Here is a 25,995-nt window from a genome sequence, read left to right as displayed (position 1 = left end):
GGACTGTCATGATCGGCTTGTCATGACCGATAGCTAGAATGTGAATCGCGTCATGCATTTCAAGGAGCAGATCATGGATTTGAAACCAGGCGACGTCGTCATTCTAAAGTCCGGCGGCCATCCGCTTAGCGTGGTGGAAGTCAACGACGGCAATGTCTTGTGCGTGTGGATGGGCAATGAAGGCGACCTCTTTCGCGAGACGCTTCCGCTAGCCGTCCTTGAACTCGCCGAGCACGATACGTCGGATGACGACGACGAAGAAGAGGAAGACGACGAAGAAGAGGATGACGACGAAGAAGAGGATGACGAGGACGACGAAGAGGGCGAGCACAAAAGCAAGGTCGCCTAAGCGAATTTCGACGTCGCCCGGCATCCACAGCCCGGCGACGTCGTTTCCTGGAATTGGACCCCGTGCGGAGGATCTGATATTCGCGGCAAATCGGCCGCGGTTGTCCGCGGTCGACAGCGCTGGAAGCGAAATGGCCGTGAAACGATGACCCACCTGCCCCTTGCCATGCTGATCGACATGGACGACACCATCCTGTCGGCCTATGGCCGCCCCGAGATCGCCTGGCACAACGTCGCCGCGGAATTCGCCGCCGAGTTCGGGCCATTCACCTCGCAGCAGGTTGCCAACGCAGTCCTGGATTCCGCGCGCAAATTCTGGGCGGTCGCAGGGGCCGAATGGCGGCTGAAGCTGGATGAGGCGCGGCGCATGACCGTCCAGAACGGATTTACCGCCCTTGCCGCAGGCGGCCATGTCCTGCCTGAAGAGCTGGCGATAAGGTTCGCCGACCGCTTTACCGCCTACCGCGAAGAGGAAATGTTCGTCTTCCCCGGCGCGCATGACGCCATCGACGAATTGAAGGTGCGCGGCGTCAAGCTGGCGCTGGTGACCAACGGTGCCGCCGGCACCCAGCGCGCCAAGGTCGAACGGTTTGCGCTGTCGCACCGTTTCGATCACATCCAGATCGAGGGCGAGCACGGTTTCGGAAAGCCGGACGAGCGCGCCTATCTGCACGCCATGCAGACGCTCGGCGTCACCGCATCCGACACCTGGATGATCGGCGACAATCTGGAATGGGAGGTCGTGGCGCCGCAGCGGCTCGGCATCTACGCCATCTGGATCGACGTGCATGGCGACGGACTGCCTCCGGACTCCACCGTGAAGCCCGATCGCATCATCCGCTCGCTGACGGAACTGCTGGCCCGCGAGCGCTGATAGAGATCAGTGCCGCAGCGCCGCCGTGATCATGACCACACCGCCGACCATCACGGCTGCGTCGAGGATCGCCGTGTGGATATGCACCGGCATGCGCTCGACGAAGGCTTTTGCGAGGAACGCGCCGGGAATCGCGATGGCGCCGATCAAGAGGGCAAAGGCCAGCACCTGCGCGGTGACGACGCCGGCCAGGCCGAATACCGAAATCTTGATGAGGCTGGTCACCACCGAAATCATGGCGTCGGTCGCAATCACCGCCGCTCCCTCGAGCCCCGACGCCATCAGCAGCGACAGCAGGATCACGCCGGAACCTGAGGTGCCGCCGACCACCACGCCATAGCCCACCGCGCCCACACCGAGGCCGGTGTCGCCAATCCTGATCTCGCGCTTCTTGGCCAACCGGCGCAGCGGCACGCTCAGGATCAGCATGGTGCCGATCACCAGCGCCGCGCCCGCGCTGCTAAGCCGGGTGTAACCGTAGGCGCCGAGCGCGGTGGTCAGCGCGGCGGCCCCGATCACGATCAGGGCGCGGCGCCGGTCGGCGTAACGGAAATAGGCCACGAAGCGACTGATATTGGTGATGATCGCTGATATCGCGATGATCGGCACCACGGGTTCGGCACCGACCAACGGCACCAGCACCAGCGGCATCAAGGCGCCGGTGCCATAGCCGGCAAGGCCGCCGACGATGGAGGCCAGCAGCGCCATGCCGCCAACCAGCACGAGTTGGCCGAGCGAAATATCGGCGAAGCCGGCCAGAATATTCACAGCCGGTGATCGCGGGTGAAACGGGCGGCGGTCTGGTCGGCGATCGCGGTAAGCGCGGACGCATCCAGCGGAAAATCCGCGGCCAACCAGGCGTCTTCCGCAAGCGTCAGCACGTGACCGAGCGCGGGGCCTTCGGCAATGCCGCGGGAGATGAAATCGGCCGCCCTCAACGGAAATTTCGGCGCGCTCCAGCGCTGCGGCAAAGTCGCGAGATCGTGCCAGCGCGCGGCGCCATTGTCGACGCCGCCTGCCCGCGCCCACGCCAGCATCAGCCGGTCGCGATAGGGATCCTCGCCGAGCCGATAAAGCAGCTGCCGCGCCCGCACGTCGTCCTTGTTGGCGAGCCGCCACCAGCGATGGCCCATCGAGTCCAGCGCCTTGGTTTCCGCGTTGGAAAGGCGAAGCCGCGCCGAGATGCGCCTGGCGTCCTCGGTGACGGCCACCGTGAGCGCGGCGAGCCGGCGCGCGGCGTTCGGCGGCAGCCCTAACGCGTGTTCGACCGCGATCATCGCCGCGAACGCTCCGGTATAGGCGACGCCGCCGAAGATCGACAGCAGCAGGCCGGCATCCGCCATCGCCTGCACCGCAACCGCGGCGCCTTCCGCGATCAACAGCTTCAACATTTCCATGCGCACGCGTTCGGCGGAGAGGCTCGAAAGTCCCGCACGCCCGTCGATGCAGGCGAGATATCCGGCACGGTCAGGCTCACCCGCCCCGTAGGCGGCATGCATGCGGAAGAAGCGCAGGATGCGCAAATAATCCTCGGCGATGCGCTGGTTGGCATCGCCGATGAAGCGCACGCGTTTGGCTTCGATATCGGCAAGCCCGCCGACATGGTCGTGCACGATGCCGTCGGCATCGACGGAAAGCCCGTTGATGGTGAAGTCGCGCCGTTCCGCATCGCGAACCCAGTCGCGCCCGAATGCAACCCTGGCCTTGCGGCCAAAGGTCTCGGTATCCTCGCGCAAGCTCGTGACCTCGAACGGATGCGATTCGACGACCAGCGTGACCGTGCCGTGGTCTATGCCGGTCGGCACGCATTTGATGCCGGCTGCCTTGGCGCGGCGGACGACCTCGTCGGGCAGCGCCGTCGTCGCGATGTCGATGTCGCCCAGGGGAATATTCAGCAACGCATTGCGCACGGCACCGCCGACCACGCGGGCTTCCTCGCCATCGCCATTGAGTAACGCGAGCACGCGCGCGGCCGGACCGGATCTGAGCCACGGCGCGTCCGACAGCACGCGGGCCTCGCTCATTTCTCGACTCCGTCAACCAGCTTGCCGTCTTCGAGATGCGCGGGAACGTAGGTCGAATCCGGCGGCGCGCCGGAGAATTGCGCGAGAAAGACGAAACTGATCACGACCAGCAGCAGCGATCCCAGCACCAGTTTGGCGACAAGATGCGCAGGCCAGGCGGACAACACCAACACTTGGGAACGGGTAGCAATCAGGAACAGCGCATAGGCCACGAACGGGATCAGGAAAATCGCGACCTCGGTCAGAATCGGACGGATCATGCGAGATAAATCCGCTCATACAGTACGCGCAGGATGCCTGCGGTCGCGCCCCAGATGTAACGCTCGGCGAACGGCATGGCGTAATAGGAGCGCTCCATGCCGCGGAATTCCTTGGAATGGATCTGATGGTTCTCGGGATTCATCAGGAACGCCAGCGGCACCTCGAAGGCGTCGACCACCTCGCCTTCGTTGATCGTCAGCTTGAAGCCGGGCTTGACGCGCGCCACTGTCGGCAGGATGCGAAACCCGAATGCGGTTCCATAGAGGTCGAGATAGCCGATCGGCTCGATAAAGTCGCGCTTGAGGCCGACTTCCTCCTCCGCCTCGCGCAGGGCGGCGTCGAGCGGCGAGGCATCGGTCGCGTCGATCTTGCCGCCCGGAAAGGAAATCTGGCCGGCGTGGCTGGAGAGATGCGGCGAGCGCTGCGTCAGCAACACGGTCGGCTCTCGGTGATCGACCACCGGGATCAGCACCGCCGCCGGGCGCACCGGCTGCTCGCGCGCCACGATCTCGAGCATGCGATCGTTACCCGCGTCGCCGGTTTTCGGAACGATATCGGGATCGATTAGGCCGGGCGGCACGTCGAAATTCAGCCGCGCCTGGCTCCGCGTGAAAAACTCCGCCGAACTGATCGGAGCCGCCTCCATCTTTTTCAGTATCGGCTCGTTCAAACCGCGTCCCTCACCTGCTTCGCGTCCGCCATCGTAAAGAACTCGCCGCCGGACTCGATGCCGAACATCGGCTGACCATCGACCACCCGCTCTTCCCCCATGTCAACCAGATCGTAATAGAGCGCGCGGGTCACTTTCGCCCACAGATCGGCGCGGACGTGAAGGTAGGGCGTCAACCCGCCGTCGGCGGCCATCTCGAACCGCAGGCGGTGGCCGGAATCGCATGGCACCCAGTCGTCAACGTTGGTGCGAAAGCGCAGCAGCCGGCCGCGATCGCCGGCCTCGTTTTGCATCTCCACCGCCATGAACGGCGCATCGTCGACGCGGATGCCGACCTTCTCGACCGGGGTCACGAGAAAGTGCTTGCCGTCCTCGCGCTTGAGAATGGTCGAAAACAGCCGCACCAGCGCCGGCCGCCCGATCGGCGTGCCCATGTAGAACCACGTGCCATCGCTGGCGATTCGCATGTCGAGATCGCCGCAGAACGGCGGATTCCACAGATGTACCGGAGGCAGCCCCTTGCTGGCGGGGGTCGCGTTGGTGGCTTCCCTCGCAGCGACAGTTAGTCCTTCGAGGCCCTGAGTGCCGGTTTGCCCTTGCTTCGCCATTGTTTGCCCTGAGTCTCGGCGCCTCATCTGGCACGATTGGTGCACATATACCGAGATATGTGTTCCCGACGATTTGCGTCCGTACTAATGCGGATCAAGTCGCCACATCGTGATGCCGTTCATACCCCGAAATACCGATAATGTGGGGATAGTTTAATTCAACGAATACATGGCCTTTGCACAGGTTTAGCATGAGGCTCGTGGCATGACGATGCAACCAGCAGTGTCATGAAGCGGTTAGACGGTTGAAGGAGAAAGACATGGCGAGTGCAGACGGTGTCGAGAAACTCGAGGACGCGATCGTCCGGTCGGCCGAACAGGTCGCCGGCCAGATTCGCGCCGCAAAGGAGGCGATCTCCACCGTCATCTTCGGCCAGGACCGGGTGATCGAAAACACCCTGGTGACGATCCTGTCCGGCGGCCACGCGCTGCTGATCGGTGTTCCCGGCCTCGCCAAGACCAAGCTCGTTGAAACGCTGGGCATCACGCTCGGGCTGGACGCCAAGCGCATCCAGTTCACGCCGGACCTGATGCCTTCGGATATTCTGGGCGCCGAGGTGCTGGACGAGAGCAATTCCGGCAAGCGGTCGTTCCGCTTCATCTCGGGACCGGTGTTCGCGCAACTCCTGATGGCCGACGAAATCAACCGCGCCAGCCCGCGTACGCAATCGGCGCTGCTGCAAGCCATGCAGGAACAGCACATCACCGTTGCAGGCGCGCGGCATGATCTGCCGAAGCCCTTCCATGTGCTCGCCACGCAAAACCCGCTGGAGCAGGAAGGCACCTATCCGCTGCCCGAGGCGCAGCTCGACCGCTTCCTGATGGAGATCGACGTCGATTATCCCGATCGCGACGCCGAACGCCGCATCCTGTTTGAAACGACGGGCGCGGAAGAGACGCTCGCCAAGGCCTCGATGGACGCGGAAATCCTGATCGCGGCGCAGCGGCTGGTGCGGCGCCTGCCGGTCGGCGACAGCGTCGTCGAGGCGATTCTGTCGCTGGTTCGCGCCGCGCGCCCGAGTTCCGAAGATGGCGGCGACAAGCTGATCGCCTGGGGGCCGGGCCCGCGCGCCAGCCAGTCGCTGATGCTGGCGGTTCGCGCCCGTGCATTGCTCGACGGCCGCCTCGCGCCCTCGATCGACGACGTGCTCGATCTCGCCGAACCCATTCTCAAGCACCGCATGGCGCTGACGTTCTCGGCGCGTGCGGAAGGCCGCACCATTCCCGACGTAATCAGGCAATTGAAGACGCGGATCGGTTGATGGCCGCAGAGACCAGCCACGAGACCAGGGAGCTTCTAGCAATCCGACGTGCCGATGGCGAAAGCCGAACGCTCGCCGCTTCGCTCCCCCGTCTCGTGCTCGAAGCCCGCCGTATCGCTGCCAACGTCATCCATGGCCTGCATGGCAGGCGCCGCGCCGGCGCCGGCGAGAGCTTCTGGCAGTATCGCCGCTTCGTCTCCGGCGAGCCGTCGCAGAACGTCGACTGGCGCCGCTCGGCGCGCGACGATCATCTCTATGTCCGCGAGCAGGAATGGGAGGCCGCCCACACCGTGTGGCTGTGGCCCGACCGCTCGCCGTCGATGGCGTTTGCATCCAAAGGTGCGCGCGACAGCAAGCTGGAGCGTGGGCTGATCGTTACATTTGCACTCGCCGAACTGCTGGTTTCGGGCGGCGAACGCGTCGGCATTCCCGGCCTGATGAGCCCGACCGCAAGCCGCAACGTGATCGACAAGATGGCGCAGGCGATGCTGCACGACGATGCGGTGCGCGCGAGCCTGCCGCCGTCCTTTGTCCCGTCGGCGCTGGCTGAAATTGTGGTGCTGTCCGACTTCTGGTCGCCGATGAGCGAAATCAGGGCGATGCTCGCAGGGCTTTCGGCCTCCGGCGCCCATGGCTCTCTGATCCAGGTGGTCGATCCCGCCGAAGAAACTTTTCCCTACGCCGGCCGGGTCGAATTCGTCGAGCCGGAAGGTTTTGGCGTCATCACCGCCGGCCGCGCCGAGAGCTGGGCCAGCGACTATGTCGCGCGCGTCGCACTGCATCGCGACGAGATCCGCAGCGAGACCAACAAGCTCGACTGGTTGTTCTCGACCCACACCACCAGCCGTTCCGCCGCCGAACTCCTGCTGTTCCTGCATTCGGGCATGATGGTAGCCAAGGGAAGCGCGCGAGGCTCAACCGTCAAAGCGGGGCGTAGCGCATGATCGCGGGGCTCCCCCTCACCTTTGCGCAACCGCTGCTGCTGCTGGGCCTGTTGAGCCTGCCGGTGCTGTGGTGGCTGCTGCGCGTCATGCCGCCGCGACCGAGGCGGATCGAGTTTCCGCCGACGCGGCTGTTGTTCGACATCAAGCCGAAGGAAGAAACGCCGTCGCGGACGCCGTGGTGGCTGACCCTGCTGCGTCTCGCCGCCGCCGCTCTGGTCATTCTAGCCGCAGCCGGCCCGATCTGGAATCCGCAGACCGGGGTCGGCGGCAGCAACGCGCCATTGGTGATCCTGCTCGACGACGGCTGGAGCGCGGCTGCAAGCTGGGACACGCGGGTCAAGGCCGCGGACGAACTGATCGCCAACGCGGACAACGACCGCCGCGGCGTTGCGCTCGTTCCGCTCTCCGAGACCGCGCGCGACATCACGCTGATGCCGGCCGGCACGGCGCGGGTCGCGCTGCGTCAGATTGCGCCAAAGCCCTATTCGGTCGATCGCGTCGACACGCTTGGCTCGCTCGACCGCTTCCTGAAGAGCACCGGAGATGCCGAGATCGCATGGCTGTCCGACGGCGTCGATACCGGGCGCGGTACTGAGTTTGTCGAAAATCTCGGCAAGACCATCGGCGACCGCAAGCTGACGGTGTTCGAGGGCGGCGCGGCTCCCGCGCAGGCGCTGGTCGCCGCTGAAAACGCCGCGGCGAAGATGACGGTCAAGGTGCTGCGCACCACCGGCGGCGTCGCCGCCGGCGAGGTTCGCGCGATCGACGCCAAGGGTTCGCCGATCGGCGAGGCACGCTACGCTTTTGGCATGCAGGATCGCGAGAGCGAAGCGGCGTTCGACCTGCCCGTCGAACTGCGCAACGACATTTCGCGGCTGGAAATATCGGGCGAACGATCGGCCGGCGCGGTGCAACTGCTCGACAAGCGATGGCGGCGGCGCGCCGTCGGGGTTGTCACCGGCGCGACCAGCGATACCGCCCAGCCGCTATTGGCATCGACCTTCTATCTGACCCGCGCCTTGTCGCCATTCGCCGACGTGCGGCTCGGCGATCGCGGCGCGGCGCAACAGGTGATCGCGCAATTCCTCGATCAGCGGTTGCCGATGATCGTGCTCGCCGATGTCGGCACGCTGTCGCCGGAAATCCGCGAGCGGCTGAACGCATGGATCGATCAGGGCGGCGTGCTGGTACGTTTCGCTGGCCCCCGTCTGGCGCAGGCCGATGACGATTTGGTGCCGGTGAAACTGCGTCGCGGCGGCCGCATCCTCGGCGGCAGCCTGACCTGGGAAAAGCCGCAGCATCTGGCTTCCTTCGCCGCCGACGGTCCGTTCGCGGGCCTCGCCGTGCCCAAGGACGTCACCGTGAACCGGCAGGTGCTGGCCGAGCCGGATGCGGTGCTCGCAACCAAGACCTGGGCGTCGCTGGAAGACGGCACCCCGCTGGTGACCGGTGAGCATCGCGGCAGGGGCATTGTCAGCCTGTTCCATATCGGCGCCGACTCGCGCTGGTCGGACCTGCCGATGTCCGGCAGCTTCGTCGAGATGCTGCGGCGGATGGTCGACATGTCCGGCTACACGTCGAAGCCCGGCGCGGGCGTTGCAAGCGAGGCGACCAATGTCGAGACCGTGGCGCCGCTGCGCATCCTCGACGGTTTCGGCGCCTTCGGACCGCCGCCCTCGGCCGCCAAGCCGATGCCGGCGGATTATCGCGACCGCGCCACGCCGGATCATCCGCCAGGCTTCTACGGCCCGGCCGATGGCCCGATCGCGGTCAACACGCTGGCCTCGGCCGATCGCATCGCGCCGCTCGATACGTCCTCCTTGCGCGCGCAACGCGCCAGTTACACCAACGCCGAACCGCGCGATCTGCGCGGCATCCTGCTGTCGTCGTCGCTGGCGCTGTTCCTGATCGACGCGATCGTGGTCGCGATGCTGGGCGCGGGCCTTGCCGCGTTGTGGCGGCGGCGCACGGCGACCGCCAGCGTTCTGTTGGCCGTAATCTTGTCCGCGGCTCCGATCGCGCCTTCGCAGACGCGCGCCCAGGGCAACGATGAATTCGCCATCAAATCGGTATCGCAGACGCGCCTTGCCTATGTCGTCACGGGAAACGCCGACGTCGATTCCATCGTCAAGGCCGGCATGGCCGGGCTGACGCTGTTCCTGGCGCAACGCACCGCACTGGAGGCCGGCGATCCCGTCGGCGTCGATCCCGCGCGCGATGAACTGGCATTCTTTCCGCTGATCTACTGGCCGGTGGTGCCGGGCGCGCCGAAACCGCCGCAGGATGCCATCAACCGCATCGACGCCTACATGAAACAGGGCGGCACGGTGCTGTTCGATACCCGCGACGCCATCGAGGCGCCGCCGGGCGAGAACGGCGCGGCGCAGACGCCGGGCATGCGCACCTTGCGTGAAATTCTTTCCTCTCTCGACGTGCCGGAACTGGAACCGGTGCCGCGCGAGCACGTGCTGACCAAGACGTTTTACCTGCTGCGCGACTTCCCCGGCCGCTTCAACACGGGCCAGACCTGGGTCGAGACCCTGCCGCGCGAGGATGACGACGACGCAGCCTCGCGCCCGGCACGCGGCGGCGACGGCGTCTCGCCCATCATCATCACCTCAAATGATCTCGCCGGCGCCTGGGCGCACCGTCCGGACGGGCAGGCGATGCTGCCGCTGACCCCGGGCGAACCGCGCCAGCGCGAATTCGCGTTCCGCTCCGGCGTCAACATCGTGATGTACACCCTGACCGGCAACTACAAGGCCGATCAGGTGCACGCGCCGGCCCTGATCGAGCGGTTGGGACAATAGAGCATGCAGTACGGCATCGCGTTCACTCCCCTCGTTCCGACACTCGTGCTGTGGATCGCGCTCGCCGCGATCGTCGCGATCTCGGTGCTGCTGCTGCTCGGGCGGTCGCGCGGCGCCGCCGTGCGCGTCGCGGCGCTGGCGCTGATCCTGCTGGCGCTCGCCAATCCCTCCTTCACGCGCGAAGACCGCGAGCCGTTGTCCTCGGTCGCCGCCGTCGTGATCGACAAGAGCCCGAGCCAGAATTTCGGCACCCGCAACCAGGAGACGGCCAAGGCGCAGGAGGCGCTGGTCGATACGCTGAAGAAGATCAAGGGGCTGGAAGTCCGCGTCGTCGAGGCCGGACAGGCCGACGGCGAGACCGACGGCACCAAACTGTTCGGCGCGCTGTCCTCGGCAATGTCGGACGTTCCCGTCGACCGCGTCGCCGGCGCGTTCCTGATCACGGATGGCCGGGTGCATGACATTCCCGCCAATGCCGCCGCCCTCGGCTTCCAGGCGCCGGTGCACGCGCTCGTCACAGGCCGCAAGGACGAGCGCGACCGCCGTATCGCGATTTCGGCCGCGCCGCGTTTCGGCATCGTCGGACAGCCCCAGACCATCACCTACCGGCTCGACGACCAGGGCGTCACCGGCCAGCGCGCCAGGATCGTGGTACGCCGCGACGGCGAGGTGATCAACGAGCGCACGCTGTCGAGCGGACAGACCGTCAATGTCGAGGTCGACATCAAGCATGCCGGCTCGAACATCGTCGAGATCGAAGCCTCGCCGCTCGAGAACGAACTGACGCTGGTGAACAACCGCGCCGTGGTCGCGATCGAAGGCGTGCGCGACAAGCTCCGCGTGCTGCTGGTATCCGGCGAGCCGCATTCCGGCGAACGCACCTGGCGCAATCTGCTGAAGTCCGACGCCAGCATCGACCTTGTGCATTTCACGATTTTGCGCCCGCCGGAGAAGCAGGACGGTACGCCGATCAACGAATTGTCGCTGATCGCGTTTCCGACGCGGGAATTGTTCCAGCAGAAGATCAACGAATTCCAGCTGATCATCTTTGACCGTTACGCCCGCCAGGGCGTGCTGCCGATCGCCTATTTCGACAACATCGCGCGCTATGTCCGCGGCGGCGGCGCGGTGCTGGTGTCGGCCGGTCCCGACTACGCCTCCACCACAAGCATCTGGCGCACGCCCTTGGATACGGTGTTGCCGGCAGAACCGGTCGGCGTCACTGAAAAACCGTTCTATGCGCAATTGAGCGATGCCGGTAAGCGCCATCCGGTGACGCGCGGCCTTGAAGGCTCTGCGAGCGAGCCACCGCGCTGGAGCCGCTTCTTCCGCACGGTGGAAACGCGCAACGCGATCGGCGCGCCCGTGATGACCGGCGCCGACGGCAAGCCGCTGCTGCTGCTGTCGCGCTTCGGCGAAGGCCGGGTCGCGCTGCTGCTGTCGGATCACATCTGGCTCTGGGCACGCGGCTTTGAAGGCGGCGGACCGCACCTGGATCTGCTGCGGCGGACGTCGCACTGGCTGATGAAGCAGCCTGAGCTCGACGAAGAGGCACTGCGCCTGCAGATCCAGGGCAAGGATCTCGTGGTGCTGCGTCAGACCATGGCCGACAACGTGCCGCCGGTGACCGTGACGTCACCGAGTGGCGCCACGAAAGAACTCACACTGACGGCAAGCGACCCCGGCACCTGGCGCTCCACCCTTCCCGCTAACGAACTCGGGCTGTGGCAGGCAACCGACGGCGCGCTGAAAGCCCTGATCAATGTCGGGCCGACCAACCCGAAGGAATTTTCGGAAGTCACCTCGACCACCGAGATGCTGAAGCCGCTGGCGCAGGCGACCGGCGGCGACGCCCGCCGCGTGGCCGATGGCGGCAGCATCGATCTCCCCCGCGTGGTGCCGGTGCGCGCCTCCGGCATCTTCCACGGCGACGGCTGGATGGGAGTGAAGATGCGCGATGCCAGCGTCGTCAAGGGCGTCGGCGTGCTGCCGATGTTCGCGGGGCTGGTCGGGCTGTTGTTGCTGCTCGGCGCGTTCGCGGCGACCTGGGTGCGCGAGGGGCGCTGAGGCATGGCGCGTTGTCGGCTTGACGAAGCCTCGTAGCCCGGATGAAGCGAAGCGCAATCCGAGGCTCTTTCCCGGATCGATGGACTTATCCCGGATTACGCTCCGCTTCATCCGGGCTACGATCACTCGGCCGTTGCGCCGAGCACACAACCCTCCGCGGATTTCGGCGGCTCGCCTGAGCTACGGTTGACATCCCCCTTCCCTTCCGATGTTATAATATAACATTGGGCGGCCAAGACGGCTTTACAGGCACCTTGGCCGTTCGGGGAAGGCGCAATTCGTCGTGAACTGGTTCCGGAAACACCTCAAGCACGGCTCGCGGCTGGCGCTGTTTGCGCTCGCGATCCAGTTTGCGCTGTCGTTCGGGCATTTCCATGAGGCCGCCGCGCAGAACGTCCAGATCGGCCTCTCGGATGCCGGTCTGACCTACGCCACGGAACAGGCGGCGCTTGTTGCAGCCGGCGAAACGGCCCAGCAGCAACAGCCTTCTGATCACGATAACGACCAGCACACGGCCCACGCCTGCGTAATCTGCTCCGTCATCTCCCTTGCCAACAATTTCCTGTTCACCACATCGCCCCTGCTGGAGCTGCCGCAGGCGATCGAGCTTCTGTACCTGGCCACGGACGCCGAATTCGCGCATCTCAGTGCGCTCCATCCTCCATTCCGCTCCCGCGCACCTCCCGTCTCCTGACCTCGATTGATTGATGCACTTTCCGAGGGGGATCGCCGCGCCACGCGGCTGATCCACCGAGGGAAAATCGGAATCGATCCGTCGCACTTCGACGGGATCAGGATCGGGACAATGACATCTAGGAAGAAACGAGCGTTCCATTTCGGTGGAGCAAGCGGGCTATTGCTGTGCGCGATGGCGGACAGCGCGCTGGCGCAGAACGCGGCAGCGCCATCGGCATCGACACCACTGCCTGAAATCACCGTGACGGCACCGAGCCCCATCGTGCGGCGCAAACCCGTGCCGTCGCGAACGCCAGCGCGCGTCGCCCGTGCCGTGCCCGGCCAGAACCGGCAACCAGCGGCAGAGCCGCAGGCCACACCGGTCGCAGCCACGCCCCAACAGGGCGTACTGCCCGTCGTCACCGACCAGTTCGCCACCGTCACCGTCGTGCCCAACGAGGAAATCCGCCGCCAAGGCACCGCCCAGCTTGGGGATCTCCTGTTCTCGAAGCCCGGCATCACCGGCTCCAGCTTCGCCCCCGGCGCTTCGAGCCGGCCGGTCATCCGCGGCCTCGACGTCAATCGCGTCGGCATCGTCGAAAATGGCACCAACGCCGGCGGCGCTTCCGATCTTGGCGAAGACCATTTCGTTCCGGTCGATCCACTGGCGACAAACCAGGTCGAAGTCATCCGCGGACCGGCGGCGATGCGGTACGGATCGACATCGATCGGCGGCGTCGTCAGCGCAACCAACAACCGCATCCCGGACGCCTTGCCAACATGCGCGGCCGCACCGTTCCAGACCTACGGACTGCCGGCGAAGGCGCCACTCGCAAATGTGGGATCACCTTCCTGCGTTACGGTCGAAACCCGAACGGCCGTCAGTTCCGTCGACCGCGGTGTCGATGGCGGCATTCTGCTCGATGCCGGCGGTGGCAATTTCGCTGTTCATGCCGACGCCTATGGCCGCAAGGCCAGCGATTACAGCATTCCGGGCTATCCGTATTTGTTCGACCAGACCCGCCCGGTCAACGGCCGGCAGCCGAATTCGGCGATGCAGGCGGATGGCGCGTCGATCGGCGGCTCTTACATCTTCCAGGGCGGCTTCATCGGCGCGGCGATCACGCAGAACGACACGCTTTATCGCATTCCCGGCATCGACGGCGCCGATCACCAGACCCGCATCGACGCGCGCCAAACCAAATTCACGGCCAAGGGAGAATACAGGCCGGACGCGGCGGCGATCGACGCGGTACGTTTCTGGGCCGGCGCCACCGATTACAAGCACAACGAGATCGGGCTCGCGGACCCCGCCGATCTCTCGTCCCTCGGCGTGCGGCAGACCTTTACCAACAAGGAGCAGGAAGGACGCGTCGAGGTGCAGATGACGCCGTTCAACGCGCGCTTTGCGGCCGTCACGACGGCGTTCGGCCTTCAGGCCGGGCATCAGGAACTGACGGCGCCGAGTCCGGACGATCCAACCAGCCCGCTCAACGGGTTGTTTGATCCTAACAAGAACAACAGGGTCGCCGGCTACGTCTTCAACGAGTTCAAGTTCACTGACTCAACCAAGGCGCAGATTGCCGGCCGTATCGAGCACGTCAGTCTCAGTGGAACCACGCCGGCATTCATTCCGGAGCTGTTCGACCTCAACGCCAATCCCGGCGATATCGGTCCACCGACGGCGCGTAATCTGAGCTTCACGCCGAAGAGCGCAAGCATCGGCTTGATCCAGGATCTTCCGGGCCAACTGGTTGCCAGCATCACCGCTCAATACGCCGAGCGCGCACCCAAGCCGGCGGAATTGTTTTCGCGCGGCGGGCACGATGCGACCGCCACGTTCGATATCGGTAATCCCAATCTCGGCATCGAAACCGCCAAATCGATCGAGATCGGATTGCGGAAGGCGACCGGGCCTTTCAGGTTCGAAGCAACCGCCTACTACACCAAATTCAACGGCTTCATTTTCCGTCGTCTCACCGGCAACACCTGCGAGGATGTCGCCTGTGTCGGCCCTGCCGATCCCGCTGCTCCGCTCGAACTGAACCAGGCGATCTATTCGCAACGCGACGCGACCTTCCGCGGTGGCGAGTTCCAGAGCCAGTTGGACATCGGCCCGCTCAACGGCGGCATCTGGGGCATCGAGAACCAGTTCGACGTCGTGCGCGCGACCTTCAGCGACGGCACCAACGTTCCGCGCATCCCACCGGTGCGTGTCGGTGGCGGCCTGTTCTGGCGCGATGCCAACTGGCTGACACGGGTCAACCTGCTGCACGCCTTCGCGCAGAACGATATCGCCCCGATCGGCGAGACACCGACCGCGGGCTATAATCTGTTGAAGGCGGAGGTCAGCTACAGGACGAAGCTCGATCCGTCCTGGTTCGGCGCGCGGGAAATGACGGTCGGGCTCGTCGGCAACAACCTGTTGAACGAGAACATCCGTAACTCGGTGTCCTACACCAAGGACCAGGTTCTGATGCCGGGCATTGGCGTGCGCGCGTTTGCCAATCTGAAGTTCTAGGGCGGGTGCTGATGGGTGGCGTTAGCCGGTCGTACCGGCTAACGTCTGCATGACGGCGGCTGCCACGGTCGATCTTCCGTCACATGTATCTCGCACAGCGGATGAACAAGGATCGATGCCGGCGCCGATCAATATCCACGTCTATAGCGACGCTCTCGTTTTGCTCGGCACCGCCGGCGTGGTCATTCCCCTGGTACGGCGGTTCGGCCTCAGTCCCGTTCTGGGTTACCTCGGAGCCGGCGCGATCCTGGGTCCCCTCGGACTGGGATCGTTCATCGGAAGCTTTCCGTTTCTCTATTGGTTGACCGTCGTCGACGCCAAAAACGTCTCCGGCATTGCCGACCTTGGCATCGTGTTCCTGCTGTTCCTGATCGGGATGGAGCTATCGTATGAGCGTCTGAAGTCGATGCGCCGCCTGATCTTCGGGCTCGGCGGCTTGCAAATCGCGCTTTCGACTGCGGTGATCGCCAGCATCGCGGCCCTGGCAGGCAGCACGCCGCCGGTAGCGCTCATCCTTGGTGCGTGCCTCGCTTTGTCCTCAACCGCCATCGTCATCGAAGTGCTTTCCAGGCAGGGACGGTTGACCACAAGTGCGGGACGGGCCAGCTTCGCAACCTTGCTGGCGCAGGATCTGGCGGTTGCTCCGCTCCTGCTTTTCATCTCGATCTTCGGCACCGGTGAGGCCGGCTCGGTCGTCGCGACACTCGTCCTGGCGCTGACGAACGCCGCGCTCGTGCTCGGCGTGATCGTCATCGTGGGTCGCGTCGTAATGCGCCCCCTCTTCCGTCTGGTCGCATCAGCCGGTATGAGCGATGTGTTCGTAGCGACTACGCTGTTCGTGATCGTTGCAGCCGGGGTAGCTGCAGCCGTGGCGGGCTTCTCGATGGCGCTCGGCGCCTTTGTCGCCGGCCTGCTGCTCGCCGAAACCGAATTCCGCAAGGCGATCGAGACCGCCATCGATCCTTTCAAGGGTATCCTGCTCGGCCTGTTCTTTTTTACGGTCGGCATGAACATCGATTTCCGTGAGCTTGCCCGCGATCCCGTTTTGTTGATTGGGGCCGCCATCGGGCTCGTTGCCGTGAAATCCGTCATCCTCATCGCCCTCGCCCGGCTGTTTCGCCTTTCCTGGCGAGCGGCCATCGAAACGGGCCTCCTGCTCGGCCCGGGCGGCGAGTTCGCCTTCGTCGCGATCGGCATGGCGACAACGTTCGGTCTGATCGATGCCAAGGTGTCGAGCTTCACGGTCGCACTGACGTCCCTGACCATGGTGCTCATTCCCGCACTTTCTCACGTCGCGCGGCGGCTTGCGCCGATGGTACGCGAAGACAAGCCGCTCGATCCCGAACTTGCCGTTGCGCCGAGCGGCGGCGCCAACCATGCGATTGTCATAGGACATGGCCGAGTGGGACAGGTCGTCTGCTCCATGCTCGATCGGCACCAATTCCAGTACATCGCCGTCGATAATGACGCCGGTGCTGTTCCAGAGCAGCGACGGCAGGGTCGCACCGTCTATTATGGGGACGCGACAAATCCGGAGTTCTTGAAGAGTTGCGGCCTCATGGAGGCCGCGGCAGTGATCGTCACCATTGGCGAAGCCAAAGGCATCGACGAAATTGTCGCGCAGGTCCGCGCGCTCAGGGAGGACATGCTGGTGGTGTCGCGCGCCCGTGACGCCGAGCATGCGCGGCATCTTTATCAGATCGGCGTCACCGACGCCGTGCCCGAGACCATCGAAGCAAGCCTGTTGTTATCAGAAGCAGCCCTGATCGGCCTCGGCGTGGCAATGGGGCTGGTCGTCGCGTCCATCCACGAAAAGCGCGAGGAATTCCGGCACGAACTGCAGCAGGCGGCGGGAGGGACACGATCTGCGGCCGAGACGACCGGCGTCAGAAAGAAACCGTCTCACTGACTTGCTATAGCGTTTTCGAGCGAAGTGGATACCGGTTCGCGTGAAGAAAACGCGTCAAAACAAGAATCTAGAGCTTCGGTTCTGATTCAATCAGAACCGATAATGCTCGAACGACGCCGAGCGGCTCGACCGTCCCGGCCGATGCGCAACGCTACCGCGCCTTGCTCCAGTCCGGCCGGATATCTCCGGAGACGCCTTCAAAGGCCCCCTCGACCAGTTCCGCTACCAGGAGGCGGCTGTAATCGACGGGACCCGGCATGATCACTCGTCCCTTCGGCACCACCTTGAAGCCGACGCGGCTGTAATAGGGTTCGTCGCCGACCAGAATGACCAGGCGATGGCCCTTGGCCTTGGCGTCCTGCAGCGAGCGATCGAGCAGCATGCGGCCGACGCCGCGCTTTCGGAACGGCGGCTCGACCGTCAACGGCCCGAGCATCAGGGCCGGCGTATCGCCGATACAGATCGGCAATTGCCGTACAGAGCCGACCAGCAATGTGCCGATCCGCGCCGTGAACGACAGCTCGAGAAGATGATCGACATGCTCGCGCAGGCGGTAGGCGCTCAGCACGAAACGGCCGGGACCGAACGTGCGCTCGTGCAGGCGTTCGATCGCCTGCGCGTCCTTGGGTGTTTCGGCCAGTATGGTGACGTCAAGTTCGCTCATGATGGGGCGCGAGATAGCATCTGGCGGCGCCGCGGTCCATTGCCGGAGGCGGCAATCCCCGTATTGCCTTAATCGCTTTTGATGGCCGGCTGGGACAGATAGGCCAAAAGCTTCATCTCTCGGCGGCCGCGCGTCACCGTATCCAGCACCAGCCCCGAAGATACCGACAGCACCGCCACGATCATCAGGCCCATCGACAGCACTGCTGTGGGCAGCCGCGGCACGACGCCTTCCTCGAGAAAGGTGATGACCACGGGGATCGCGAGACCGATCGAGGCCAGCATCAGGAAGATGCCGATGAGTGTGAAGAACCGCAGCGGCTTTTCCGACCGGTACAGCTTCAGGATGGTACCGAGAATCCGGAAACCGTCGCGCCAGGTGTTCAGCTTGCTGAACGATCCCTCGGGGCGGGCATAATAAGGTGTCTCGATTTCCACCACCGGCAGCGCCAGTTCGAGCGCATGCACGCTGAGCTCGGTTTCGATCTCGAAACCGTCTGACAGCACCGGAAAGGATTTGACGAAGCGGCGCGAGAATACGCGGTAGCCGGAAAGGATATCCTTGAACGCCTGGCCGAACACCGCGGAAAGGAAGCTCGTCAGCATCCAGTTGCCGGTGCGGTGACCGGGACGGTAGGCGGCGACCGACTGGTCGACGCGAAAGCCCACCACCATATCGAGATGATCGTTGACCAGCGCATCGATCATGCGCGGGGCGCTCGGGGCATCATAGGTCGCGTCGCCATCCACCAGCACGTATATGTCGGCATCGATGTCGGCGAACATGCGGCGCACCACATGCCCCTTGCCCTGGCGGCGCTCGCTGCGCACGATGGCGCCGGCCGCGCGCGCCACCTCGACAGTGCGGTCCCTGGAATTATTGTCGTAGACGAAAATCTCAGCCGTCGGCAGCGCCTTGCGGAAATCGGAGACCACGGCGGCGACTGCGGCTTCCTCATTGAAGCACGGCACCAGAACCGCAACCCGCAGCGCTGGTACCGTCATCGCACGCTCACCGAATTAAGTTCGTCCATGGCGCGTCATACCGCAATCAGGCGTTGGCCGGTTGAGGGAAGGCCGCACCTTCGGCGACCCGTTCGCCGCGCAGATCGAGCGTTGCGAACAGCAAAGTCCAGAGCGAGAGCATGTCGATCGGAATGATATAGTATGGCGTGAATATCGGATGGGTCATGAAGAAAATCAGATTTACCGCGAGGTTTACGGCGACCAGAAGGGCGACCTGTCGGGCGCGGCCCCGATCCAGACGCCAGAGCCAGGCGGTCCAGGCGGCCGATATCGCCAGTAAAGTGAATTGAACGTCAACGAGATAGCTCAAGAGCACGGCCGGATTCAACTCGGGCGGGGTGACGTCGACGCTGCCATAGGTGGTCGAGAGCGGACTACCCGCGTTGATCGCATTCGCGATCAAGGTCGGCGCAAGCCCGATCAGGAAGGCAATGCCGAACGATGCCCCCTGCAGGAAAGTCTCCCTGCTGCGCGCCAGCAGGAACGCGCCGGCAAGATACAGGCAATAGCCCGCCGCCAGAAACAAATTGGGCAGACGGAAATTGACGGATAAGCCGATTAAGAGGCCCACCAGTGCCCACAACACGAACCGACGCCACGACTGGCAGTTGAACAGCTTCGCCGTCAGAAAACCCACAAGCGCGCAAACTATCATGGTTGGCGCCATCGAATAGCTGGCTTTGGTCGGATTGATCATCAGATAAATCGCGGCATCGCCGAACGCGGCCACCAACGTCAGCAGGTAGAATGTCGAAGCGCGGGCGAGCGCGATGAATGCAAAACCGACAGCGACGACCGACGTCAGGACGTAGAGCGGGATCACCTGCAGTCCGCTGGGAAACAGCGCCAGCGTGAATCCCGTCCCCGGCGGATACTGCAAGACGTGTTTGTCGGTAGCCGGAATGAAGGTGTGACAGGGCATACGCTTCACGTCGTTCCATTCCGCAAAGCCGATCGCCTTCAGACTGTTCTTGAGATAATGATCGTCGTCGAAGGTGATGTTGGTGTCGATGCCGTGCAGGCCGAACCTCTCGAACAGATGTGCCTGCCGCAGATAGCAAACGTCGTCATAGACCCCGCGGCTTTCGCTCCAGCTCGAAATGGTCCAGATGTTGCTGGCCAGCACCACGAGGAAACCGACGCCGCAAAAAATTTTGAAGAATCTCATCCTGCCCATGTCAAACCGACAACTGCCCCAACCTCTCCGCTTCTAGGCGGTGCGGGGCCGGGACGCAACGGAGGACCATCACAGGCTCAGCGCCAGGTAGGGATCAGTACCGCGCCGCCGAGCACTTCCGCGATCCGCAGCCGCGTACCTCTGGTCGTGTCGGCCGGCAACGCCTCGGCCGCGTAGAACCCGCACTCGACGATCTCGAGGTTGGGCTTCGGCAGGCGGTCCTGCCGGAACTGCCTGATGACATAGACCGCGACGTGGTCGCGACGGGAGACGTGGCCGTTGAAGAACAGGCCATGCAGGATCGGCTCCCCGGTCAGTTCGATCCGCCCCTCTTCCATCAACTCCCGCCGCAAGGCTTCGAGGAAGGTCTCGCCGACCTCGACCCCGCCGCCCGGCAGGTGCCAGCCGGCGACATAGCTGTGCCTGACCAGGAACACCTTGTCGTCGCCGTCGAGCACCACACCACGAACCCCGAGCGTCATGCCGCGGGCCATCCGCCAATAGAGGTGGAAGACCCGCCGCAATTGCGGTCCGAAGCGTTTTCGCAAGTGCTGCAGCGCCGTCACGCAAACCTCGGATGGACAGCTATCACGTTTGATCCTTATATCGCCGACATGATCGTGCGACGGCTCTATATCACAGGGAATGCGGCGGAGCGCGAATGACCGATACCTTCACGCTGGCGCATCTGTCCGATCCGCATATACCGCCCCTGCCTGCGGCGCGGCTTCGCGATCTCGCCGGCAAGCGTGCGCTCGGTTATCTCAACTGGACCCGCAACCGCCACAAATATCACCGCCGCGAGGTGCTGGACGCGCTGGTCGCCGACATGCAGGCGCAGCGGCCGGACCACATCGCGGTGACCGGCGATCTCGTCAACCTGGCGCTGGAGGCGGAATTCACCCCGGCCCAGGTCTGGCTCGAAAGCGTCGGCACGCCGCAACGGGTCACGGTCGTTCCCGGCAATCACGACGCCTATGTGCGGGCGACGCGGCATCGGTTCGCCGGTGCGTTCGAGCAATATCTGCGCGGCGATGCTGCGGCGGACGGCATGCCGTTTCCGTTCGTGCGCCGGCGTGGCCCGCTGGTGCTGATCGGCGTGTCCTCGGCGGTGCCGACGCTGCCATTGATGGCGACCGGCCGGCTTGGCCGCGCGCAGCTCGATGCGCTCGATCGCCATCTGGCGCAGATGTCCGCCGATGAGGCCTTCCGGGTGCTGCTGGTTCATCATCCCCTGCACTCGGGTTCGCGGATGAAGCGCCTGACCGACTCGATGGCGCTTCGTGCCGTGCTGAAGCGGCGCGGCGTGGAACTGGTCCTGCACGGCCACGACCACATCCATTCGACGATATGGCTCGAAGGCGCCGACCGCCAGATCCCCGCGGTCGGCGTGCCGTCGGCGTCGGCGCTGGCGCACCGGCATTATCCGGCCGCGGCGTACAATCTGTTTTCGATCGCGCGCGACGGCGATCAATGGCGCTGCGTGCACACCGTGCGCGCCATCGACGCCGACTTCCGCGTCAAGCAGATCAAGCAGGCGACGCTGCTCTAGAGGCAGCTGCCACGATGCCCCCCGAATGTTGCCGGCGCCGCTACAGATTCTTCAGACTCGCATACAGCGCCAATCCGAATAGCGCCACCGCGCCCAGCGCGAAGCCGAGCACGAACATGCCGAAGCCGCGGCGGCGCGGCTTCTTCTCCACCGCAGGCTCGGCCGCCTGCATTGCCACCATCGCATGCTCGCGCTCGATCATGCGGCGCGCGACATAGCCGGTGACGGCATCGACGATGACAGGCACGTCATGCGACTCGGCGATCACGATGCGGCCGAAGCGCGTATCCTGCACGAAGCGGTAGATGCGCTTGTCGCGCCCCATCACCACATGCGCCACCACATCGATCCACAGCCGCGGCGTCTCGCCCTGGCTGACGCCGCGATCGAACAGGTCGACCTGCTCCGGCACCTCTGCGAACAGCGGATCGAGCGCCTCGTTCAGGATCTCGAGCCGGGCGACTTCGGCGTCGCGCAGTTCGACCACGACGCCGGTGCGGTCGGCGGCCTCGATGCGGGCCTGGCGGAGCGCGTCGCGCAGCCGCGTCGGTCGCATGTCGCGGGCCTCGTTGCCGGTGTTTTGCGCGTTTGACATCGTAAGCCGCCTTTATCCTGGGAGGGTGGGCCCGGTTAACCTAGCAGTAACTATGTTGCGCGCAATGGCTGTTTGTTTGCAATGGGTTAGCGATCCACTGGGTTTCGAGCCCGCGGCGGCACCCCCACCCCGGCCCTCCCAGAGCGAGCTCGGCTCGTCTCGCCCCCGCAAGCGGGAGAGGGAGAAGAACGCAAACGGCCCCACCCGGTTTATCCGGATGGGGCCGCCTGTCCTTGGGGGTTTCCCTAACTCTTATTGGCAGCAGGCGCTCAGGCCGAGACGCGGGAGGGCTCTTCGACGATCGAAAAGCGCACACCGGCCTTGTGACGGTTCTCTTCCGAGACCGTGCGCCAGGCATCCTCGGCCTCTTTGCGGGTCTTGAAGGGTCCCTGTACCTGCGCCGAGCCTTCCACGAGCTTGTGGAAGTTCATCGATCCGAACTCGCCGCCAATCACCCAGAAATTGCTCTTCGTCATGACTAGTCTCCTGCTGTTACCGTTAGCCGAACTGGTTCATCGTGTTGTGGGCGCCGCCCGCCTTCAGGGCGGCTTCCCCGGCGAAGTATTCCTTGTGTTCGTCACCGATATCGGAGCCGGCCATGTTCTGATGCTTTGCACAGGCGATGCCCTGACGGATCTCCTGACGCTGAACGTTCTTCACATAGCCCAGCATGCCCTGCTCGCCGAAATACTCCTTCGCGAGATTATCAGTCGACAGAGCCGCCGTGTGATAGGTCGGCAACGTGATCAGATGGTGGAAGATGCCGGCGCGCTTTGCTGAATCAGCCTGGAAGGTGCGGATGCGCTCGTCGGCTTCAATGCCCAGCGGCGTATCGTCGTATTCCGGCTTCATCAGGTCGGCCCGATTGTACTTGCTGACATCCTTGCCGGCTTCCTTCATCGCGTCGTACACCTGCCAACGGAAGTTGAGCGTCCAGTTGAACGAGGGCGAGTTGTTGTAGGCCAGCTTCGCGTTCGGAATGACCTCGCGAATGCGGTCGACCATCTTGGCGATCTGCTCGATATGCGGCTTCTCGGTCTCGATCCACAACAGGTCGGCACCGTTCTGCAGCGAGGTGATGCTGTCGAGCACGCAGCGATCTTCACCCGTGCCGGCACGGAACTGGTAGAGGTTGCTGGCAAGCCGCTTCGGACGCATCATCTTGCCGTTGCGATTGATGATGACATCGCCGTTCTTCGCGTTGGCGGCGGTCACTTCCTCGCAATCCAGGAAGCTGTTGTACTGATCGCCGAGGTCGCCGGGCTTGTGGCTCACGGCGATCTGCTGCGTGAGACCGGCACCCAGCGAGTCGGTGCGGGTCACGATGATGCCGTCTTCGACGCCCAGTTCGAGGAACGCATGGCGGCAGGCCCGGATCTTCGCCAGGAACACCTCGTGCGGCACAGTCACCTTGCCGTCCTGGTGGCCGCACTGCTTTTCGTCGGAGACCTGATTTTCGATCTGCAGAGCGCACGCACCCGCTTCAATCATCTTCTTTGCGAGCAGATAGGTCGCCTCCGCATTGCCGAAACCGGCATCGATGTCAGCGATGACGGGCACGACATGAGTCTGGAAGTTGTCGACCTTTTCGATCAGTTCCTTTTCCTTCGCCTTGTCGCCTGCCTTGCGGGCGACGTCGATGGCGCGGAAGATATCATTGAGCTCACGGGAGTCCGCCTGACGGAGGAAGGTGTAGAGCTCTTCGATCAGCGCCGGCACCGAGGTCTTCTCGTGCATCGACTGGTCAGGCAGCGGCCCGAACTCGGAGCGAAGTGCTGCGATCATCCAGCCCGAGAGATACAGATAGCGGCGATCGGTCTTGCCGAAATGCTTCTTGACCGAAATCAGCTTCTGCTGCGCGATGAAGCCATGCCAGCAACCGAGCGACTGGGTGTACTTGGTGGGATCGGCGTCATAGGCAGCCATATCGGCGCGCATCAGCGCCGCGGTGTAGCGGGCGATGTCCAGGCCGGTCTTGAAGCGGTTCTGCAGGCGCATCCGCGCCACGGCTTCGGCGGTGACGCCGTTCCAGGTCGGCTGGGTCTCGAGGAGCGCCTCGGCAGCTCCAACCTCGCTCAGATAGGAAGCCGGTCCCTGGATAGCCGGGTCGCTGATCCCACGTGGCTGGTAGTTCATGTTCATCATCCTTATCGACATTCGTGACAGTGCGTTGCGAAATGTGCCTGAGAGCTAAACGCCAAACTGCTCAATTCGTATAGATGCCTTGATTTCGAATGGTGATGTCATGTAACATATGAACTTGTCATAGATGTCACTTTGTAAATTTTGTCACAATCAGGTTAGGGAACCTGCCATGGCCACCGACTCCGGAAAGAAGCTCTTCGTCGGCCCCCGATTCCGGCGGATCCGCCAGCAACTCGGACTGTCGCAGACCCAGATCGCCGAGGGGCTGGGCATTTCTCCGAGCTATATCAACCTGATAGAGCGGAACCAGCGCCCGGTGACGGCGCAGATCCTGCTGCGGCTGGCCGAAACCTATGACCTCGATTTGCGCGACCTCGCCACCGCCGACGAGGATCGTTTTTTCGCCGAACTGAACGAGATCTTCTCCGATCCGCTGTTCCGGCAGATAGACCTGCCGAAGCAGGAACTGCGCGACCTCGCCGAACTCTGCCCCGGGGTGACGCACTCCCTGCAGCGCCTGTACGCCGCCTATACTGAGGCCCGCCGCGGCGAGACGCTGGTCGCAGCGCAGATGGCGGACCGCGACGAGGGTTCCCGCTTCGAGGCCAACCCGATCGAGCGCGTCCGCGACCTGATCGAGGCCAACCGCAACTATTTCCCGGAGCTCGAACAGGCCGCGGAAAACCTGCGCGACGAACTCAACGCCTCCGCCGAGGAACTGTTCGCAGCACTTTCGGCGCGGCTGCGCGAAAAGCATTCGATCGTCACCCGCATCATGCCAGTCGACGTGATGCGCGAGACGCTGCGGCGGTTCGACCGGCACCGCCGGCAGCTTCTGATCTCCGAATTGGTCGACGGCTCCGGCCGCGCCTTCCAGCTCGCGCTGCAGATCGGCCTCGCCGAATGCGGCGCGGCGATCGACGCCATCGTCAATCGCGCCGGACCGCTCGACGACACGCCGCGCCGGCTCTACCGCATTACGCTGGCGAATTACTTCGCCGCCGCCGTGATGATGCCCTATCAGCCGTTCCACGCCGCGGCCGAGGCGCTGAACTACGACGTGCACGTGCTGGCGCAGCGCTTCAACGCCGGGTTCGAACAGGTGTGCCACCGCCTCACCACGCTGCAGCGGCCGAACGCGCGCGGCGTGCCATTCTTCCTGCTGCGCGTCGACAATGCCGGCAACGTCTCCAAAAGATTCTCCTCCGGCACGTTCCCGTTCTCGAAATTCGGCGGCACCTGCCCGCTGTGGAACGTGCACTCGACCTTCGACACGCCCGACCGCCTGCTCAAGCAGGTGATCGAACTGCCCGACGGCACCCGCTACTTCTCGATCGCGCAGATGGTGCGCCGGCCGATCGCCCCGCACCCGCAACCGCAGCCGCGCTTTGCGATCGGCCTTGGTTGTGAAATCCGTCATGCGTCGAAACTCGTCTACGCCGCCGGCATGGATCTGGACAAGGCCGAGGGTACGCCGATCGGCGTCAACTGCCGGCTTTGCGAACGCGAAAACTGCAGCCAGCGCGCCGAGCCGCCGATCACGCGGACGCTGATTTTGGATGAGAACACGCGGCGGGTGTCGTCGTTTGCGTTTTCGAATGCGCGGGAGTTGTGAGGGTGTAGTCGTCATTGCGGGAATGTAGGGTGGGCAAAGCGCAGCGTGCCCACCAGGGACCCATACGCCGCGGCCATTGTTGTTGAAGCACGATGGAGCGAAGAGCGCGCAAAATACTGCTCCCTGTGGCTATGGGTCCCTGCGTTCGCAGGGACGACGGATGGATATGGGCTTGCATTCCCGCGGCGCGTTGCGCCCAAGTTGTGCTGGAATTCTCAGCCCCCAGAAATCAGAGGGCGCAGGGAAGGC

23 protein-coding genes are annotated in these 25,995 nt (G+C 64.2%); 11 read left to right on the top strand and 12 right to left on the bottom strand.

Features of this window, described 5'->3' with window-relative positions; genetic code table 11:
* The first annotated feature begins 73 nt into the window (after positions 1–73).
* Both IVB22_RS25465 and IVB22_RS25460 read left to right on the top strand, forming a co-directional pair.
* A complete protein-coding gene (locus IVB22_RS25465; protein WP_247519994.1) occupies positions 74–349 on the top strand; it encodes a YodC family protein in 276 nt (91 codons plus the stop codon).
* A gap of 144 nt (positions 350–493) precedes the next feature.
* Positions 494–1,222 carry an HAD family hydrolase gene (locus IVB22_RS25460; RefSeq protein ID WP_247519993.1) on the top strand — a complete coding sequence of 243 codons (729 nt, stop codon included), beginning with the start codon at positions 494–496 and terminating at the stop codon, positions 1,220–1,222.
* 6 nt (positions 1,223–1,228) lie between these two features.
* On the opposite strand, the gene IVB22_RS25455 is transcribed toward IVB22_RS25460, so the two are convergent.
* From IVB22_RS25455 to IVB22_RS25435, 5 genes are read right to left on the bottom strand one after another with little or no spacing between them, the layout of a single operon-like run.
* The gene (locus IVB22_RS25455) at positions 1,229–1,990 is read right to left on the bottom strand and encodes a TSUP family transporter (protein WP_247519992.1); all 762 of its coding nucleotides are present in this window, start codon (positions 1,988–1,990) and stop codon (positions 1,229–1,231) included.
* Complete coding sequence (locus IVB22_RS25450) at positions 1,987–3,246, bottom strand: CCA tRNA nucleotidyltransferase (RefSeq protein ID WP_247519991.1); 1,260 nt, start codon at positions 3,244–3,246, stop codon at positions 1,987–1,989. The genes IVB22_RS25455 and IVB22_RS25450 overlap by 4 nt, the downstream gene beginning before the upstream one ends.
* Positions 3,243–3,506, bottom strand: a complete 264-nt coding sequence (locus IVB22_RS25445; protein ID WP_247519990.1) for a DUF6111 family protein — start codon at positions 3,504–3,506, stop codon at positions 3,243–3,245. The genes IVB22_RS25450 and IVB22_RS25445 overlap by 4 nt, the downstream gene beginning before the upstream one ends.
* The gene (locus IVB22_RS25440; protein WP_374207669.1) at positions 3,503–4,153 is read right to left on the bottom strand and encodes a CoA pyrophosphatase; all 651 of its coding nucleotides are present in this window, start codon (positions 4,151–4,153) and stop codon (positions 3,503–3,505) included. The genes IVB22_RS25445 and IVB22_RS25440 overlap by 4 nt, the downstream gene beginning before the upstream one ends.
* Positions 4,154–4,173: 20 nt before the next feature.
* Positions 4,174–4,785 (bottom strand): DUF1285 domain-containing protein, encoded by a 612-nt coding sequence (locus IVB22_RS25435; RefSeq protein WP_247519988.1) that lies wholly within the window; start codon positions 4,783–4,785, stop codon positions 4,174–4,176.
* A gap of 260 nt (positions 4,786–5,045) precedes the next feature.
* Between IVB22_RS25435 and IVB22_RS25430 the strand changes: the two genes are divergently transcribed.
* The 7 genes from IVB22_RS25430 (at position 5,046) to IVB22_RS25400 (ending at position 16,973) form a co-directional block, all read left to right on the top strand.
* Positions 5,046–6,047, top strand: a complete 1,002-nt coding sequence (locus tag IVB22_RS25430; RefSeq protein WP_247519987.1) for a MoxR family ATPase — start codon at positions 5,046–5,048, stop codon at positions 6,045–6,047.
* On the top strand, positions 6,047–6,991 hold the full coding sequence (locus IVB22_RS25425) for a DUF58 domain-containing protein (RefSeq protein WP_247519986.1): 945 nt from the start codon (positions 6,047–6,049) through the stop codon (positions 6,989–6,991). Before IVB22_RS25430 ends, IVB22_RS25425 begins: the two co-directional genes overlap by 1 nt.
* On the top strand, positions 6,991–9,801 hold the full coding sequence (locus IVB22_RS25420; RefSeq protein WP_247520126.1) for a DUF4159 domain-containing protein: 2,811 nt from the start codon (positions 6,991–6,993) through the stop codon (positions 9,799–9,801). The genes IVB22_RS25425 and IVB22_RS25420 overlap by 1 nt, the downstream gene beginning before the upstream one ends.
* Positions 9,802–9,804: 3 nt before the next feature.
* Positions 9,805–11,868 carry a hypothetical protein gene (locus IVB22_RS25415; RefSeq protein ID WP_247519985.1) on the top strand — a complete coding sequence of 688 codons (2,064 nt, stop codon included), beginning with the start codon at positions 9,805–9,807 and terminating at the stop codon, positions 11,866–11,868.
* A 283-nt stretch (positions 11,869–12,151) separates the two neighbouring features.
* A complete protein-coding gene (locus IVB22_RS25410) occupies positions 12,152–12,562 on the top strand; it encodes a DUF2946 domain-containing protein (RefSeq protein WP_247519984.1) in 411 nt (136 codons plus the stop codon).
* Positions 12,563–12,673: 111 nt separating this feature from the next.
* The gene (locus IVB22_RS25405) at positions 12,674–15,064 is read left to right on the top strand and encodes a TonB-dependent receptor (protein ID WP_247519983.1); all 2,391 of its coding nucleotides are present in this window, start codon (positions 12,674–12,676) and stop codon (positions 15,062–15,064) included.
* Between the two features lie 115 nt (positions 15,065–15,179).
* Positions 15,180–16,973 carry a cation:proton antiporter gene (locus IVB22_RS25400; protein WP_247519982.1) on the top strand — a complete coding sequence of 598 codons (1,794 nt, stop codon included), beginning with the start codon at positions 15,180–15,182 and terminating at the stop codon, positions 16,971–16,973.
* A 151-nt stretch (positions 16,974–17,124) separates the two neighbouring features.
* On the opposite strand, the gene IVB22_RS25395 is transcribed toward IVB22_RS25400, so the two are convergent.
* The 4 genes from IVB22_RS25395 to IVB22_RS25380 all read right to left on the bottom strand — a co-directional run bounded on the left by IVB22_RS25395 (position 17,125) and on the right by IVB22_RS25380 (position 20,405).
* Complete coding sequence (locus tag IVB22_RS25395) at positions 17,125–17,637, bottom strand: GNAT family N-acetyltransferase (protein WP_247519981.1); 513 nt, start codon at positions 17,635–17,637, stop codon at positions 17,125–17,127.
* 68 nt (positions 17,638–17,705) lie between these two features.
* Entirely contained in the window at positions 17,706–18,641 is a 936-nt protein-coding gene (locus tag IVB22_RS25390; protein ID WP_247519980.1) for a glycosyltransferase family 2 protein, read from the bottom strand.
* Positions 18,642–18,687: 46 nt separating this feature from the next.
* On the bottom strand, positions 18,688–19,830 hold the full coding sequence (locus IVB22_RS25385) for a hypothetical protein (RefSeq protein WP_247519979.1): 1,143 nt from the start codon (positions 19,828–19,830) through the stop codon (positions 18,688–18,690).
* Between the two features lie 86 nt (positions 19,831–19,916).
* Complete coding sequence (locus IVB22_RS25380; RefSeq protein ID WP_247519978.1) at positions 19,917–20,405, bottom strand: NUDIX domain-containing protein; 489 nt, start codon at positions 20,403–20,405, stop codon at positions 19,917–19,919.
* A 95-nt stretch (positions 20,406–20,500) separates the two neighbouring features.
* Between IVB22_RS25380 and IVB22_RS25375 the strand changes: the two genes are divergently transcribed.
* Positions 20,501–21,391 carry a metallophosphoesterase gene (locus IVB22_RS25375; RefSeq protein ID WP_247519977.1) on the top strand — a complete coding sequence of 297 codons (891 nt, stop codon included), beginning with the start codon at positions 20,501–20,503 and terminating at the stop codon, positions 21,389–21,391.
* Between the two features lie 40 nt (positions 21,392–21,431).
* On the opposite strand, the gene IVB22_RS25370 is transcribed toward IVB22_RS25375, so the two are convergent.
* From IVB22_RS25370 to IVB22_RS25360, 3 genes are all read right to left on the bottom strand, one after another.
* A complete protein-coding gene (locus tag IVB22_RS25370) occupies positions 21,432–21,986 on the bottom strand; it encodes a hypothetical protein (protein ID WP_247519976.1) in 555 nt (184 codons plus the stop codon).
* A 269-nt stretch (positions 21,987–22,255) separates the two neighbouring features.
* Positions 22,256–22,462: a hypothetical protein gene (locus IVB22_RS25365; RefSeq protein ID WP_138834393.1), complete on the bottom strand. Its 207-nt coding sequence runs from the start codon at positions 22,460–22,462 to the stop codon at positions 22,256–22,258.
* A gap of 22 nt (positions 22,463–22,484) precedes the next feature.
* Complete coding sequence (locus IVB22_RS25360) at positions 22,485–24,122, bottom strand: isocitrate lyase (RefSeq protein WP_247519975.1); 1,638 nt, start codon at positions 24,120–24,122, stop codon at positions 22,485–22,487.
* Between the two features lie 178 nt (positions 24,123–24,300).
* Between IVB22_RS25360 and IVB22_RS25355 the strand changes: the two genes are divergently transcribed.
* Positions 24,301–25,746 (top strand): short-chain fatty acyl-CoA regulator family protein, encoded by a 1,446-nt coding sequence (locus IVB22_RS25355; protein WP_247519974.1) that lies wholly within the window; start codon positions 24,301–24,303, stop codon positions 25,744–25,746.
* The last annotated feature ends 249 nt before the right edge of the window (positions 25,747–25,995 follow it).

Source organism: Bradyrhizobium sp. 190 (assembly GCF_023073415.1).
Taxonomy (GTDB): Bacteria; Pseudomonadota; Alphaproteobacteria; order Rhizobiales; family Xanthobacteraceae; genus Bradyrhizobium.
This window is presented reverse-complemented; position numbering and strand designations above follow the sequence as displayed.